Origin of the sequence: Pseudanabaena sp. CCNP1317 (assembly GCF_034931345.1) — a bacterium.
Classification (GTDB): Bacteria; Cyanobacteriota; Cyanobacteriia; order Pseudanabaenales; family Pseudanabaenaceae; genus Pseudanabaena; species Pseudanabaena galeata.
The window spans coordinates 1-15730 of record NZ_JAYGIF010000031.1; the positions used below are offsets into that span (position 1 = coordinate 1).

At 44.2% G+C, this 15730-nt stretch carries 15 protein-coding genes and 1 other RNA gene; 8 read left to right on the forward strand and 8 right to left on the reverse strand.

Going from position 1 to position 15730, the window contains the following annotated elements:
* Positions 1-485: 485 nt before the first annotated feature.
* The 6 genes from VB775_RS09635 to VB775_RS09660 all read right to left on the reverse strand — a co-directional run bounded on the left by VB775_RS09635 (position 486) and on the right by VB775_RS09660 (position 5051).
* Entirely contained in the window at positions 486-1430 is a 945-nt protein-coding gene (locus VB775_RS09635) for a ribonuclease Z (RefSeq protein ID WP_281009316.1), read from the reverse strand.
* Positions 1431-1432: 2 nt separating this feature from the next.
* On the reverse strand, positions 1433-1993 hold the full coding sequence (locus tag VB775_RS09640) for an OmpA family protein (RefSeq protein ID WP_281009315.1): 561 nt from the start codon (positions 1991-1993) through the stop codon (positions 1433-1435).
* A 2-nt stretch (positions 1994-1995) separates the two neighbouring features.
* Positions 1996-2196 (reverse strand): NAD(P)H dehydrogenase subunit NdhS, encoded by a 201-nt coding sequence (locus tag VB775_RS09645; protein WP_094536372.1) that lies wholly within the window; start codon positions 2194-2196, stop codon positions 1996-1998.
* Between the two features lie 103 nt (positions 2197-2299).
* Positions 2300-3403 (reverse strand): DnaJ domain-containing protein, encoded by a 1104-nt coding sequence (locus VB775_RS09650; RefSeq protein ID WP_281009314.1) that lies wholly within the window; start codon positions 3401-3403, stop codon positions 2300-2302.
* Between the two features lie 327 nt (positions 3404-3730).
* Positions 3731-4618: a M56 family metallopeptidase gene (locus VB775_RS09655; RefSeq protein WP_281009313.1), complete on the reverse strand. Its 888-nt coding sequence runs from the start codon at positions 4616-4618 to the stop codon at positions 3731-3733.
* Positions 4619-4622: 4 nt separating this feature from the next.
* On the reverse strand, positions 4623-5051 hold the full coding sequence (locus VB775_RS09660; protein WP_281009312.1) for a BlaI/MecI/CopY family transcriptional regulator: 429 nt from the start codon (positions 5049-5051) through the stop codon (positions 4623-4625).
* Between the two features lie 469 nt (positions 5052-5520).
* Here VB775_RS09660 and VB775_RS09665 point away from each other — a divergent pair, with 469 nt between their 5' ends.
* From VB775_RS09665 to dprA, 5 genes are all read left to right on the forward strand, one after another.
* Positions 5521-7587, forward strand: a complete 2067-nt coding sequence (locus VB775_RS09665; protein ID WP_281009311.1) for a serine/threonine-protein kinase — start codon at positions 5521-5523, stop codon at positions 7585-7587.
* 43 nt (positions 7588-7630) lie between these two features.
* Positions 7631-7756: a hypothetical protein gene (locus tag VB775_RS09670; protein WP_323216749.1), complete on the forward strand. Its 126-nt coding sequence runs from the start codon at positions 7631-7633 to the stop codon at positions 7754-7756.
* A gap of 96 nt (positions 7757-7852) precedes the next feature.
* A complete protein-coding gene (locus VB775_RS09675) occupies positions 7853-9103 on the forward strand; it encodes a SufS family cysteine desulfurase (protein ID WP_281009310.1) in 1251 nt (416 codons plus the stop codon).
* A gap of 4 nt (positions 9104-9107) precedes the next feature.
* A complete protein-coding gene (locus VB775_RS09680) occupies positions 9108-9671 on the forward strand; it encodes an adenylate kinase family protein (protein ID WP_281009309.1) in 564 nt (187 codons plus the stop codon).
* A gap of 187 nt (positions 9672-9858) precedes the next feature.
* Positions 9859-10968: a DNA-processing protein DprA gene (gene dprA, locus VB775_RS09685; protein WP_281009308.1), complete on the forward strand. Its 1110-nt coding sequence runs from the start codon at positions 9859-9861 to the stop codon at positions 10966-10968.
* Positions 10969-11323: 355 nt separating this feature from the next.
* Here dprA and VB775_RS09690 read toward each other — a convergent pair whose 3' ends face one another.
* Positions 11324-12241: a hypothetical protein gene (locus VB775_RS09690; RefSeq protein ID WP_281009307.1), complete on the reverse strand. Its 918-nt coding sequence runs from the start codon at positions 12239-12241 to the stop codon at positions 11324-11326.
* 376 nt (positions 12242-12617) lie between these two features.
* On the opposite strand from VB775_RS09690, the gene ssrA reads away from it, so the two are divergent.
* The 3 genes from ssrA to thrC all read left to right on the forward strand — a co-directional run bounded on the left by ssrA (position 12618) and on the right by thrC (position 15434).
* Positions 12618-13009, forward strand: a transfer-messenger RNA (tmRNA) gene (gene ssrA, locus VB775_RS09695).
* Positions 13010-13805: 796 nt separating this feature from the next.
* The gene (locus VB775_RS09700) at positions 13806-14072 is read left to right on the forward strand and encodes a (2Fe-2S) ferredoxin domain-containing protein (RefSeq protein WP_281009306.1); all 267 of its coding nucleotides are present in this window, start codon (positions 13806-13808) and stop codon (positions 14070-14072) included.
* A 261-nt stretch (positions 14073-14333) separates the two neighbouring features.
* Positions 14334-15434, forward strand: a complete 1101-nt coding sequence (gene thrC, locus VB775_RS09705) for a threonine synthase (protein WP_281009305.1) — start codon at positions 14334-14336, stop codon at positions 15432-15434.
* Positions 15435-15466: 32 nt separating this feature from the next.
* On the opposite strand, the gene VB775_RS09710 is transcribed toward thrC, so the two are convergent.
* Entirely contained in the window at positions 15467-15628 is a 162-nt protein-coding gene (locus VB775_RS09710) for a hypothetical protein (protein ID WP_281009304.1), read from the reverse strand.
* Between the last annotated feature and the right edge of the window lie 102 nt (positions 15629-15730).

Sequence of the window (15730 nt, forward strand, 5' to 3'; positions counted from 1 at the left end):
TTGTCAACCTTTTAGCTGGGTTGGTTGCTTATACATATCGAGAGACTAAACCTGCTTTAGATCTTCTCTTCAAAGGCTTACCTGCTCTTCCTCCTGCCATCTTTTAGTTCGTCGAACTCACGTTAATTACTGTAGCAATGTAAGTTTAGCTTAGGACATAAAACCAAAAAGATGAGTGGCGGCGCTTCGCGCCGCCACTCATCTTTTTGGTTTTGATTTGTCCTATCTATCTCTTGCGATGCTATAGTTGATACCTATTGGTAACTGATGTTACGTGGAACTCAGATGATGAATTGCTTGCTGCTAGCATGACAGGGCAACCACGGGGGGATTGCCCCTACCTCAATAATTTAGATTCTGTAGGGGCTGTGCCCCCGTGCCAGCCCTAGACTTAGATGATCGGATGATCGTAGGAATTCTATCCACGTAACATCAATTGGTAAGATGAGCAAAGCCCACGCTACTAATCCTTACATCAACTCACATCAGTACTTAGCAAGATGAGAAGGAGCGATCTCGTAAGTCATAAAATCATAGGCAGGAATCGTATTCGCAAAAATCATCCTCGCTTCATTAACTAAATCTTCCAATAGAATGGGATTACCAGGCGAATAGCGAGGACTGAAATGAGTCATGATTAATTGCTTCACATTCGCCAATAGTGCTACTTGAGCCGCCATCGTACTAGTGGAATGTAACCGCTGAAAAGCCATGTCAGAATCTTGATGAGCAAAGGTTGTCTCATGGATTAGCACATCCGCATTTTGAGCTAATTCCACGGAACTATCACAAAAAATTGTATCTGTACAATAGGCAATCTTCCGCCCGATCTGGGGAGCGCCACAAAATTCCTTTCCATCTATTTTGCGTCCATCGGGAAGCGTCACCGTTTTCCCTTGCTTCAGTTCGCCAAAAATTGGACCTGGGGGAATATTCATTGCGATCGCCTTATCGACATCAAACTTACCCGCGCGATCGCGTTCTACCAAGCGATAACCATGGGCTGTGACTTTATGCTTGAGTGGAGCCGCCATCATATAAAATTCTGAATCTTCGCAAACTAGTCCCGTTTTGACCTTATGTACCTTGATCGAATAGGAGAGGCGCGTCTCGCTATAGCGCAAACAAGCATCAAGATAGTCACCCAAACCTGATGGCCCATAAATATCAATATGGCTGACATTCCCCGCCATGCCACAACTTGCCAGCAACCCTGGTAAACCAAAAATATGATCGCCATGCATATGCGTGACAAAGATCTTGGTGATTTGGCTAATTTTTACATCACTTCGCAGTAATTGGTGCTGAGTTGCCTCACCACAATCGAGCAGCCAAACTTCGGCACGTTGAGGTAGACGCACTGCCACACTGGAGACATTGCGCCCGCGTGTGGGTACACCCGAACTAGTACCGAGAAAGGTGATTTGCATATCTAGTCATCTACAAAAATCTCGATGCGGCGGTTACTTTTGCCGTTGCTATCGGCTGCACTACTAGCCAAGGGACGACTAGCACCATAACCAACCACCATCCAATAATAGGTCTGTTCACCGCGCAGTCTTGCCAAATAGTCCTTAACGGCTGTAGCTCGTAAATATGAAAGAGTCAGTTCATCCCCTGCACTACCCAAATCCATATGCCCATTAATCCTGACTCGCTTGCCCGTGGCTAAGGGTAATTGAGCCGCCACTTCATCGAGTAACCGAAAACTTTCTGGACGAATACTTGCCTTGTCCGTATCAAACAATGCATCAGAAGAGAGGGTAAATTGCTGCTTTTTGTAATTTAAAAAGTTAAATGAGGGTTGCCAGACTAAATCTGGTCGCGTGAGGGCGATCGCTAAACCAATACCCGTACCTGCGATCGCACTCACGCCCAGAAATACACTGCGAACAATAAATTTCACAGCCGAGCGCCCCACCTGACTGAAATCGTCTGATGGTTGCCCCGAAGATTTACCTATTGACTTATCTGGAGTCGGTAAATTTGCCACAATTATTTCTTCTTTGCTTTAGAGCTAACAGTCGTATCAATCAGTTCTAACTCAGTAGCCCGAAACGAAACGATCTTTTCCCAGTTCCCACCACCAAAAATCACGGCGACACGACCATCGGTTACCCGTTGCACTTGCCCCTGAAACCCATAATAGGTATCACCTTCATTGATAACCCGCACCGCAGAACCTGGAAAAATGATTGGCTGCATACTCTCTCAAAACTCCTGACTATGGTTTTAACTAGGTTCATTCTATATCTTTTGCCGCCGCTCTGTGTATTGTTGCGATCGCGATGACTCATCTTTATTTACGTGAGTCATCGCGATCATCGGGTGAAGCCCATCCGAGCAGATTGGACAGCCAGCCGCGTTTTTGTGGCGGTGGAATCGGTGTTTTTTTAGTAGTCGCTGGATTGGGCTTCGGTTCACTTTTACTGTTGTTTTTAGTATTAGTTTGGCTAGGATTGGGATTATCAAGCTCTTTAATATGTTTGAGCGCTAATGGCTCTCGAGGATTAATCTGAAGCGATCGCTGCAAGCTAACTTTTGCCATTTGCGGCTGGTTGACGTTTTTATATACCACACCCAGCATGGCGTGACATCTACTATTGTTCTTATCAAGTTGCAAGATCTCACGCAAATCCTTGAGTGCGGATTTCCAATCACCCTGACTAATATAGATTTCACAGATTCTCAGGCGATCGGCGATCGCGCTAGTATCACGTTCCTCAATTCTGGTTTGAATTATCGTTTCGTCGGGGTCAGATTTCCGATTAATCGGAGGTTGGTAACTTTTGTATTGAGTAGGTTGGGGATAACTAGTTTTGGGGGCTGGGATAGGATAGGGGGCTACATAAGGCTTGGGATGGGTGGGTGACATGGGCATCAGTACTGGCGGCATATTGTCTGCGCCGTATTGATAGCCTTCTTTGTAAAGAATGTAAACCAGATTTAGTTCACTGATTTGGGCTGTATATTCCAGAATAGTTTTGATGGATTGATACTGTACCTGCGCGATCTTAGAAACTGAGCGCTCGTAAAGACCATCGTTAGGAGCCATCATTAACTCACAGGCGATCGCCGAATGAATTGGCACATTGCGCGATTTTTGCATTAACCTCTTAGCAAGCAGCTTAAAGATGCCTTGATAAGCTTTGCGCTCTTCATCCTTCATGAGGACGTTGTAGGCTGGGTTAACCAATTTCGCTAGATATTGCGTGGCGATTTCCTTTTCTTCAGATGAAAAGCCATACACATCAGGATGTAGTATCCGCGCAATGCTCACATAGACATGGCGAATGTAAACAGGACTGCTGATGATTGGCAAGCCCAGTGCGGCATAGTAGTCATGATTGAACTGACTAATACCTCGATCAACGCGGATAAACTGGGACTTGGGTTGATTCATGTTTACTCGCTTTGCTCATGGCTAGATGATGGTGGCGATCTGATTTATCTAGATTTATCTAAGAAGCCATTTAAGAATTGTCTAGATCCCCCCCAGCCCCCCTTAAAAAGGGGGGAGAATTATCTTCTTCCCCCTTTTTAAGGGGGATTGAGGGGGATCTCTTAGGTTTTTTATACTAAAAAGTAATTCTTAAATAGTTTCTAAATGCTTATACCAATAATACCAATTGCCAAAAGTGTCGTTACACTTTTGGCAATTAAAAATCAAACCCAGAAAGAGTTTTAAAAACCTAAAAGTAGAGAGGGCGCGAAGCGCCCTCTCTACTTTTTAGTAATGCAATGGTAATACAGTAAGCGGTAACAGGGAAAAGCCAATCCAAAATAGCGATCGCCAAGAAAATTGTGGTAACGGTTCAGGCTCGGCAAGTAAAAAGCTCACCCGTTCTTCTAGACGATTGCTAGTATTGGTCGCCCCAAAGGCTGCGGCAAAAGTTGGGGTTGAGTGCATATTATTACTACTAACCATGGCTAGTAATGACTCAGCGATTAATAAACCATCTGTATATTGAGCCGCCCAGCGATCGGCGCGAAGTTCTCGCAACAGTAGCAACTCTTCCCATAAAGCTTGGGTATTTGGCAACCAAGGCATCACTTGACGCAGGCAACCGAGCCAGAAAAACCAAAATGTATCGCGGTAATAGGCATGGGCGCGTTCATGCCACAAAACTGCATCAAGATGTTCGGTATCAAGGCTGTCAAGTAAACCTTGGCTCACAAAAAGTTGCGATCGCCAAAAGCCAATTTGAGCAGCAAATAGCATCGGCATATTCAGCAAGCGGATCGGTTGATTAACCGAGTTAACATGCTCCACATCGGCAACCATCTCTTGCAGTTTTTGTAAAGATTGCCAGCCGCTCCAAGAGAGTTGACCACCCCGAAACACACTGTAAATCAAAAATATTATGGCGATCGCATAGCTGAGTCGTCCTGCTTGCAAGCCAATCATTTGTCCTTCGGCTCCCATGCATAGCACGGCGATCGCGGTCATCACCACTAGCAATGGCGGCAGCACAAAGCATACTAGCGCCTTCTGCCAGCGCATCTGCCAACTTACAGGACAAGTAGCATCGCTGCTATTTTGCCAACCATAGCGCAATCCCCATGCAAGACAGAGAGAGCCAAACAGCATCACAAAATGTATAGAGAAAAAGGGCATGGACTTAACCTTCTTGTGATTGTTCTCTCAATTGACGGATATTTTTGAGACGGACAGCGATCGCTTCAAGCTTGTCCATACTGGCATGATCGAGATCATTAGCAAAAGCAGCAACAATATCCGCATCACCCACTTCTAAAAAGCGATTGAGTTGATGATAAGCATCCAATGCTTGCGCTTCTTCACGAGAAATTCGTGCTTGCCAATAAAGCGAACGCCCCTCTTTTTCGCAATGAATCCAACCCTTCTGCTCTAGTCGTCGCAGTACCGTCATCACTGAGCCATAGGCTAACTCGCGATCGGGATCGGACAAGATGCGATCGTGTATATCTGTCGCACCTAGCCTTGTATTATCCCAAATAATATTGAGGATTTCTGATTCTAAGCGTCCTAAAGATAGTTGTTTAGGGCGATATTTCGGTAAAGGGGTCATAGCGTCTTAAACTTGCACTTTAGCTATCACTATACTGCTTTAAGCTAGCGCTAAGCTGTGCTTCGTAAACCTTTAGAATTTAGGAGGCGGTGCGAAGCACCGCCTCCTAAATTCTAAAGGTTTGAGTGCAAAGAGCCGTAAGACTGTTGACAGCCATAGGATAAGAGGCGGCACGAAGCGCCGCCTCACACTATTTGGACTAAGATCTGCAATTCCAGATATAGCGACAGCTATAACTTGTATGGCAAGATTGTAATTAACTGATGTTACGTTGAACTCAGATGATGAATCTCTTGTTGCTAGCAAAGCAGGGCAACCACGGGGGGATTGCCCCTACCCTAATAATTTAGATTTTGTAGGGGCTGCACCCCCGTGCCAGCCCTAGACTTAGGTGATTGTAGGAATTCCATCCACGTAACATCAGTAATTAAGTCCAAGACATCCACAGAATTAGCTTAAGAAATAGTTTATGAGTCTTACAACTGGGCAAATAGTCGGTGGGCATTACGAAGTTACGGCGCGTTTGGGTGGTGGCGGATTTGGTGAGACCTATCTCTCACGAGATTTACACCTACCCGATCGCCCCACCAGAGTAATTAAAAGGCTGAGTCCCCATATCCAAGAAGCTAGCGTCTTGCAACTATCCCGACGACTGTTTGAAACTGAAGCTCAAGTTCTCTATCGACTCGGAACTCATCCCCAAATCCCCCAACTGTTTGCCCACTTTGAGGAATTATCAGAATTTTATTTAGTTCAAGAATATATTGATGGCAAAGATCTTAGTCATGAACTACCGCGTGGCAAGATTTGGGAACAGTTCGCAGTTGCGGATTTATTACAAAATCTCTTAACTGTCCTCAGCTTTGTCCATCAAAACAATGTAATCCATCGTGACATTAAGCCCGAAAATATTATTCGTCGCCGTGATGGACAGCTTTTTTTAATTGATTTTGGCGTAGTGAAGCAAATCGTTACACCCACGGCGATATTAGAAGGACAATCAGATAATGGTGGCTATACGGTAGGAATTGGGACTCCAGGATATATGCCCAGTGAACAGGCGCATGGTGAACCAAAATTTGCTAGCGATATCTATGCGATCGGAATGCTTGGCATTCAAGCGCTGACAGGGCTTTCCCCTAGTCATCTGGTCAAAGATGAAAACCTAGAAATTATGTGGCGTGAATCTGCTCCCAAAGTCTATCCAGAATTTGCGGATATTCTGTCGCGAATGGTGCGGTTTGATTTTCGGCAACGTTATCCTAGTGCGGAAGCAACCTATGAGGAGATCAAGGAATTTATCAATCGCTATCCGAGTTCTCAGGTCAATCACAGTTTGCCAACGGTACTGCTCAGTGCAGAGGCGACTCAAGCCAACAATCCTAGAAGCTATGCCAACAATGAGCCTGTGCGCGATCGCCATTCAGCCCAGAAACAGGAAATATCTAAATTAGGTATTTGGCAACATTTTCAGCCTTGGCACTTGGGTTTAGGCATCATTACTCTGGGCGCGGTTATGATTACGGCTCTAGTTCTGACATTTGGACATTCCCCAAAGCCAATAAATTCAGATAGTTCTGACGATTCCCCAGAAAAAACAGCCTTGCCAGAATCTGCAACTAATTCTTCCAATTTATCAAATGTAGTTCCATCCTTGGTCAAAGAATTTCCCATCAATGGTGCAAGGGATGCAATTTATGGAGTTACGATTAGCCCTGACAGTAAAATCATAGCAGGGGCTAACTCAGAACGAATCATTGGGCTATGGGACTTACAAACGAATCAAAAATTGCGGACTCTGAAAGGGCATACAGGAAGAGTCTATGATGTGAACTTCAGTCCTGATGGCAAGCGGTTAGTTAGTGGCAGTGACGATCGCAAAGTGATTATTTGGGACGTAGCCACAGGTAAAATCCTCCATACGTTAGAAGGACATCAAGAACGGATATACACGGCTATCTTCAGTCCTGACGGGAAGACGATCGCTAGCTCTAGCGGCGATCGCACCATTCGTTTATGGAATGCCGAAACGGGTAAACCGATCAGGACACTATCTGAAAAATCATGGGTTTATGATGTTTCCTTTACACCTGATAGCAAAGTTTTAGCCAGTGGCAGCAAAGATGGGGCAATTCGATTATGGGATGTGGACACAGGGAAAGTCCTCAAAACCTTAGTGGAAACTGGCAGCCCCGTGCGATCGATTGTCTACAGCAACGATGGCAAAAATATCGCTAGTGCAATGGAAGATAATACTGTCCGTCTATGGGATGGAGGGACAGGACAGTTAAAGGAAGTTCTCACAGGACATAACGGAGAAGTACATACGATCGCTTTCAGCAATGATAACGGTTTACTAGCTAGTGGCAGTGCTGATAAGACGATTCGGATTTGGTTTTTAAAAAACAAGCGATCACCTCAGGTTTTGTCAGAGCATGAGCAAGGTGTGTCATCGGTGGGATTTAGTACTGATCAAAAACTGTTGATCAGTGGCAGTCTGGACGGCAAGATAAAAGTTTGGAAGTTGGCGAATTAATCTGTAAGTAGTTAGGCATAAGTAAACTTAAAACCCAAATAGTGTGAGGCGGCGCGAAGCGCCGCCTCACACTATTTGGGTTTTGATTTGTCCTGATACAGGTGGCTATAGCTATAAAACCCAAACGAATAGAGGCGGCGCAAAGCGCCGCCTCTATGGTATGCCCTAAAAAGCATGAAGCGTTGCGTCGCAACGCTTCATGCTTTTTAGGGGTTTGAACTGTTAAAATGCAGATAGCAGTTACGACAGCAACCATCTAAGCCTCATGACATTAACCTACGAAAAGACCTTGGCAGAGCGGGTCAGAGCAGATTTTGAAATTTTGAATCAAGAGGTCAACGGCAAGCCCCTCATTTATTTTGACAATGCCGCTAGTTCGCAGAAGCCGAAAGCAGTAATCAATGCTTGGAAATATTATTATGAGCATGATAATGCTAACGTCCATCGTGGTGCTCATACCCTCAGCGCAAGAGCCACTGATGCTTACGAAGGAGCGCGGGAAAAGATTGCCAAATTTGTTAATGCTCAGTCATCTCAGGAAATTATTTATACCCGTAATGCCAGCGAAGCAATTAATCTAGTTGCCTATACTTGGGGTTGGGCGAACTTGAAAGAGGGGGATGAAGTGATTCTCTCAGTTATGGAGCATCACAGCAATATCGTGCCTTGGCAACTAATTGCTCAGCGTACAGGCGCAGTTCTCAAGTTTTTAGAACCGACTAGTGAGGGAATATTGAGCGTAGAACAGTTCAAATCCTTGCTCAATCCTAAAACCAAATTAGTTTCCATCGTTCATGTTTCCAATACTCTCGGCTGTGTGAATCCAGTGGAAGAGATGATTCCCTTAGCCCATGCACAGGGAGCCAAGGTATTACTGGATGCTTGCCAGAGTGTGCCACATATGCCGATTGATGTACAGGCTCTCGATTGTGATTGGCTCGTGGCTTCAGGACATAAAATGTGTGCGCCGACTGGTATTGGCTTTCTCTATGGTAAGCGTGACCTCTTGCTAGAGATGCCTCCATTTATGGGTGGTGGTGAAATGATTGCCGATGTGTTTCTCGATCATTCCACCTATGCTGGTTTACCCCATAAATTTGAGGCGGGAACTCCTGCGATTGGTGAGGCGATCGCCCTTGGTGCGGCGGTGGATTATTTAACCGCGATCGGCATGGATAAAATCCACGCTTACGAACAGGAATTAATTACTTACTTGATGGATTATCTCGATGATATTCCCGATATTCAAATTTATGGCCCCCGCCATGATCGCGCAGGTTTAGCCTCATTCACGATCGCTCACGGGATTCATGCTAATGACCTATCGGCTATGCTCGATCAAGACGGCATTGCGATTCGTTCAGGGCATCACTGCACGCAACCATTGCATCGCTTTTTAGGAATTAGTGGGACGGCAAGAGCAAGTGTTTATTTCTATAACACTAAAGCCGAAATCGATACCTTTGTCGCTTCTCTAAAAGATGCGATCGCCTTTTTTAAAAATGTGATGGCATAACTCTATGGTCAGACTTGTTCTATTAGGTGCATCAGGCTCAGGGAGAACCACCCAAGCTTTACATTTACAGGCTTTGCTAAATATTCCTGTGATCTCAACTAGCGAAATTTTGCGGTTGGAGATGGCATCGGGAACAGATTTAGGCTTAGAGGTGAAAAACTTTGTTGAGGCAGGGGAATTTGTTCCTGATCTACTGATGATTGCAATGATGCGCTTGCGTCTGGGTATGGAAGATACGCAGCAGGGATGGATTTTAGAAGGCTATCCCCGCACGTCTTTTCAGGCGGAGGAGTTAGACTTTTTGCTAGATGAGTTGGGCTGTCCCCTTGACCATGCTATTTATTTACAAGCTTCGGAAGAGACATTGATGCAGCGATCGCGATCGCGTGGTGGTTCCGATGACACAATCGAGGTAATTCAGAAACGGATTGAGCAATTTCTGGAGTTAACTATGCCTTTATTAGAATATTACGGCTATAAACAGAAATTGCTGACTATCGATAGTGAATGCGATGCAGCCACTGTCAGCGCTCGTCTAGAGCATGGGATTAACCATTTACTGAAATAAGTGGTTGAGAGATTGCGCCCCTTTGGGGCGCAATCTCTCAACCCTCCAAATCTTACGACTCATTTAGAATCGCTATAGATGAACATAATTAATTACAAACCCAAATCCACAAAGTTGCGCCCCGCAGGGGCGCAACTTTGTGGATTTGGGAATTTATTTTGCACGAGTACTTAACACCATAGAATTCATGAGCCTTAGCCCTAATTCTGAAAGAGCCTATTGGTTAGCATGGTCGCAAATTCGCGGCATTGGGCCTGTGTTGATAAAACGACTATATCAAGCATTTGGCTCCATGTCAGAAGCTTGGCAGGCTTTGCCGAGCGATTTGCAAGTAGTGGAAGGTATTGGCGGTCAAACGCTAGAAACCATTCGCCAAGCACAGCGTGAAGTCGAGCCATTGTCGCTATTGGCGATACATGAGCATAATAATCTCAATTTCTGGACTCCCAGCGATCGCGAATATCCGCAGTTACTTTGGGAAATCCCCGATCCACCGCCAATTCTCTATTATCACGGACATCTTATCCAGTGGAATGAACGCAATACAGTGGCGATCGTGGGAACGCGCAACGCCACACCCTATGGAAAGCGCTGGACAAAGAAATTAGTCTCAGCCTTAGCGAGTCGTGGCTTTACAATTATTTCTGGCATGGCTGAAGGTATCGATGGCGAAGCCCACAAAGCTTGTTTGGAAGTTAGTGGTCAAACATTGGCAGTAGTTGGGACGGGCGTTGATCGCATTTATCCCTACAAACATAAATCTCTTTACGAACAAATCGTCGCTTCAGGGCTAGTAGTGAGCGAATATCCCCAAGGTACTCCGCCCGATAAAACTCATTTCCCAGCCCGTAATCGGATTATCGCAGGATTGAGCCGAGTTACTTTAGTAATGGAAGCACCTGAGCGATCAGGAGCCTTAATCACCGCCTATCAAGCCAATGAATATGGACGCGATGTCTATGCCTTGCCGAATTCCCTTGAAGTTAGCGAAGCCAAGGGTTGCTTGAAATTATTGGGTAAAGGCGCACAGGCGATTTTAGGCATAGATGAGTTATTGGAAGCTTTGGGTATGTTGCCAAATTTAGATAAACCTGCCCCTGCGATCGCTATTTCTGAACTTCCCCTATTACAACAAAATATTCTCCAAGCGATCGGTTTTGGCGATCCCGTGGGTCTAGATTGGATTGTCGAACAAACAAAGTCGCCTTCGGGCGAGGTATTGGGTGCTTTAACCCATTTAGAACTGATAGGTGCGATCGCCCCATGTCCCGGAATGCGGTATCAACGTTTAGCATAATTCCCCACCAAGAAAGTCTGTAATACCAAATTAACGTCAGTTCGACAAAAGCAAAAAATGGTAAGAATCGCTAAGCGATTCTTACCATTTTTTGCCATTAGCGTCGTGCTTCGCACGACGCTAATGGCTATATCGAACTCACGTCAAATTAAGCAATGGCTATGCCATTCTGTGTTTTGGTCTTATAAGCTCTCTTGTTATGGGTTTGAGCGAAAAGCAATGTATAGCAATGTAAGTTTTGCTGAGGACATAAAACGAAAAATATGAGTGGCGGCGCTTTGCGCCGCCACTCATATTTTTCGTTTTGATTTGCCCTATCTATCTCTTGCGTTACTATAATATTTTGAGAGCATACTCAATAGGAGCAATCAACCCCAGTACAAAGTCTTGTAAACCAGTTTTTTGCGATTACTCTCAGAGCAAAATCATGCCCCAATGAGCCACCTGTAACTGCATAGCGCAGCGCAAATTCTAGGCTTGGATTGTATTGATCCCTTACAATTGGACGCAATTTCTTTAAATCAAAAACAGGAATTTTAAAATCGCTAGGTATTTCTCCTGCTTCCCATAATTCCTTAAGCGCAGTCCATCGGTGATGTCCAGAATCCAGCATCATTTTTGTTGAATCTTGGCGATCGCTAATCATCAGACTCACCAAGGGAATTCCCCGCCATCCATCCTTCAAAATACTTGATTTATATTCATTGACTGCATCTGAACTGTCTTTGCCACCCTTACCATATTGACTAAAAGCCTTGAAAAAATCTTTAGGCTCAAACCAATAGCAAGCCACCAACATTTTTTTAACCGTCGTCACCGCATGTAATTGTTGCTCTTCTGAGAATTTATCATCATCTTCCTCTCGAAAATGTTCCCATTGAAAATCAACCCAATCCGCAGTCTGTAACAGCGATAATCCTTGCTCAAAATCAAAGGCATCTGCCTTAACGACAGACTCAACAATAGTGGTAGATTTAGCAGGTACAACCACATCAATATTTTGCACAGCCTCGACATTGACAATCGATTGTTTGCGTTTAGTGGTTGATGATTGTTTCTTGCTTTGCCATTCAACGAATGATGGATCGTCTAAAACTGCATTAACTCGATCAATGCGATAGAGCTTGAGCAGAGTTGTACTCTTGCTTTTTGGATTTTTCTCCGTCTTGTCACATTCACCTAAAAACTTTTTGATCGTGTGATCGGTTAAACCATGCAACTCTTTAAGTTCCTTGGATGATATGTATTCCATCTCTGTGCTTGCAATAGACACTTTGTTACCCTTTCTTTAAAGTCCAGTAATTTAGTGGAGTTCAACCTATGAATTAGCGATCGCCTAATACTAAAACTAAAAAGGGCTATTATGACCTTTTTAGTTTTTAAAAACCTTGATGGGTTTAGTTTTTACGGAGCTTTGCACTTTTTACAAACCGACGTTAGTATTTCTATAGCTATAGCCACCTGTATCAGGACAAATCAAAACCCAAATAGTGAGAAGTGCCACTTCTCACTATTTGGGTTTTATGTCCTAACAAGACTGACTATAGCGATAGATCCTGTGGGCTTGGAAATACTAACGTCGGTTTCATAATGAGACTTGCTGCAAACCATCATACATTTTTGCTTAATGTGCTATATTTAGATCATAAGGGATCGTAAGGGTTTCGACGTGTTAGTAGAAGCTATCCCTTGATGCAGGTCGAGAGTGAGCGATCTCTCGTAAATCAATTGCTCAAACAAGTACATGCGAACAACATTGTATCTTTCTCTCGTAAAGCAGCTCCAGTAGCAGCCTAAGAACCAAACTTTTCGGTTTCGAGGAGTGTTGTATGACTCCGTTAAATGCACCACTCAACCCCTCAACGGATGCTGTGATTAGCTTTCTCTGATAGGCTTTTCGCTTAAGACTTTATCAGTGCATCTCCCATTGCTAGAGATAAATAGCAGTTCCCTCCAAGAGGATTAGATTGGATAAACCTGTGAATGACTGGGAGGTTAGGCGCTAGTGCGGACGGCAGTTCGACTCTGCCCGATTCCATTAACCTAATAAAAAAGGCTCTTGCTTAGCAAGAGCCTTTTTTGATGTCTTCGTAAAAAATGAAGGCGGCGCAAAGCGCCGCCTCACACTATTTGGTTTTTAAGTCCTAACAAGAATGGCTATATAGCGCTCCTAAATGAGTTGTAAGATTTTGAGTGTTGTGAGAGTGCGCCCCTTCGGGGCGCACTCTCACAACCTATTTAGGATTGCTACAGCTATATAAATAAACGTGAATTTGGGGTTGGAGTAAGAAACTAAATTAACGTAAATGGCGATATCGAAAACAGCCTTGCGAAGCAAGGCTGTTACTGTTTTGGCTCCTATGCCTCCTAGAGAGGGTTCTCGCCACTAACCCTTTCTAGGAGCTAGTTTGAAATTAAGCCAAACTGAGGTTGATTTCAAACTAGCAATTTCCATTATAAAAATCGTTATTTTTGAAAGTCCGCCGTTGGCGGACTTTCAAAAATAACGATTTTAGCGTTTCCAGCAAAGAGGGCGCTGGAAACGCTAAAATCAGCTTCATAACGAGAATTACTGAATTAGAGCAGTCACAATTGTCTATAAATATTTTGTTAAGATATCCTGAAGCTAAAAGCCCCATTTCTTTATGCAGCTAAATTACCTTAGTAGCGAACTAAATCACAAATTACAGTAATTTACGCTCAAACCCAAACCAAGAAAGATTTTGAAAGCGTTGCAAAGCAACGCTTTCAAAATCTTTCTTGGTTTGGGTTTGAGCGGCAATTGACAATAAATAACAATCCAAAACCAATGTTAGATTCCTCTAGTAATACACAATGTGATTGAGAAGAAAAAATATAAAGTATCCTGTATTTTGATCTGTCAAAAATCGGACTGTTGGCTACAGGGTGGGAAAGAGGTGTATCAGCGTTTGGATCAGGAATTGCGCGATCGCGGTTGGAGCGATCGCATCCAAATTCAAAAAACAGGATGTCAAAAGCTATGCCACCAAGCGCCTAATTTAATGATTATGCCTACTAAAGATCGTCATAGTTATGTCAAGCCATCTCAGGTTGAAAGCTTACTAAATCGTTATTTTAGCTAGCCAAACTGAATAGTTTCAGTTTTCCATTACAAACCGAAACCCTTAAGGTTGCGCCCCGCAGGGGCGCAACCTTAAGGGTTTCGGTAATTTATTCGGTATAGGTACTTATGCCCTGTATATTTTGGCGATCACTTTAACTATTTGCAGTAATATATAAGCTTATACTCGTTTGCCAGTACAACTCAAACCCAGTCTGGATTTTGAAATTGGTATCAGGCTAAACTAGGTTTGACAGTTTATAAGTATTTTATAGAAGAAAGCGTGATTGATACTCGTCTCGATCTTTACCCTGCCTCTACAGTTCCCAATGGTTGGCCAGGACTGATATGTCGCTATGCGGATTATTTGCCAGTTACAGACCAAACACCGATTGTAACTTTGCATGAAGGCAATACACCGCTAATTCCCGCGATCGCTCTTAGTGAAAAGCTAGGGCGTAATATCAAAGTCTTGCTCAAGTATGACGGACTTAACCCCACAGGCAGCTTTAAAGATCGCGGTATGACAATGGCGATCTCTAAAGCAAAAGAGGCAGGCTCGGCGGCGGTAATTTGTGCGAGTACAGGTAACACATCGGCGGCAGCCGCAGCTTATGCTAAGCGTGGTGGGTTAAAAGCATTTGTCTTGATTCCTGATGGCAAGATTGCGCTGGGTAAATTGAGTCAGGCTCTAATCTATGGTGCAGAAGTAATTGCGATCGATGGTAACTTTGACCAAGCTCTCGAAATTGTGCGGGAAATGTCTGAGAAATTCCCGATTACTCTAGTTAATTCTGTCAACCCCTATCGTCTGGAAGGTCAGAAAACAGCCGCCTTTGAACTGGTCGAAGCGATCGGCGATTCTCCTGACTGGCTCTGTATTCCCATGGGTAACGCGGGCAATATTACCGCCTACTGGATGGGCTTCTCGCAATACTATGCGTCGGGCAAAGCCAAAAAACTGCCCCGTATGATGGGTTTTCAAGCCGCAGGTTCTGCACCTCTAGTCACTGGGCAAGTTTTTGACAAACCTGAAACGATCGCTACTGCCATCAGAATTGGCAATCCTGCGAACTGGGCGAAAGCGCTCAAGGTTCGCGAAGAAAGTGGTGGCGCTTTTAATAGTGTCACTGATGTCGAAATTCTCTCTGCTTACAAGTTCCTCGCTGGAGAAGAGGGAGTTTTCTGTGAACCTGCTAGTGCGGCTTCGGTAGCGGGACTACTAAAAGTCAGCGATCAAATCCCTTCGGGCGCAACGATTGTCTGTGTACTCACAGGCAATGGTATTAAAGACCCTGATACAGCGATCGCCTGTGCCGAGTCCAAGTTACATAAGGGCATCGCTCCAGACATTACCAGCGTCGCCAAGGTAATGGGCTTTTAAAAAAAAGAACCTCCCAACGGGAGGTTCTTTTTTTATTGCAATGTTTTGAGCACTGTTGATATGTCACCATTTAAGATGGCTGATACATTGAGCCGTAATCCTTCAAATTCCCGACTATGAATAATTCCTGCGGCATCAGGAGCTAACTCCACATATTGACCATTCTCTAAGGGTGCGACCTCAATACAATACAATTATTAGACAGCAGCAGGAAACCCATACTGATTGAGATTGTCCCAGAATTGCTCCCAACGAGTAGAAGTTAAAACTAAAGCTCTTAAACTCAAAATTATGCT

Excerpts from the sequence above, each read along its gene's own strand:
- VB775_RS09635 (WP_281009316.1), bottom strand. The coding sequence starts at position 1,430 with ATGCAAATCACCTTTCTCGGTACTAGTTCGGGTGTACCCACACGCGGG.
- VB775_RS09650 (WP_281009314.1), bottom strand. The coding sequence starts at position 3,403 with ATGAATCAACCCAAGTCCCAGTTTATCCGCGTTGATCGAGGTATTAGT.
- VB775_RS09655 (WP_281009313.1), bottom strand. The coding sequence starts at position 4,618 with ATGCCCTTTTTCTCTATACATTTTGTGATGCTGTTTGGCTCTCTCTGT.
- VB775_RS09660 (WP_281009312.1), bottom strand. The coding sequence starts at position 5,051 with ATGACCCCTTTACCGAAATATCGCCCTAAACAACTATCTTTAGGACGC.
- VB775_RS09665 (WP_281009311.1), top strand. The coding sequence starts at position 5,521 with ATGAGTCTTACAACTGGGCAAATAGTCGGTGGGCATTACGAAGTTACG.
- VB775_RS09675 (WP_281009310.1), top strand. The coding sequence starts at position 7,853 with ATGACATTAACCTACGAAAAGACCTTGGCAGAGCGGGTCAGAGCAGAT.
- VB775_RS09680 (WP_281009309.1), top strand. The coding sequence starts at position 9,108 with ATGGTCAGACTTGTTCTATTAGGTGCATCAGGCTCAGGGAGAACCACC.
- dprA (WP_281009308.1), top strand. The coding sequence starts at position 9,859 with ATGAGCCTTAGCCCTAATTCTGAAAGAGCCTATTGGTTAGCATGGTCG.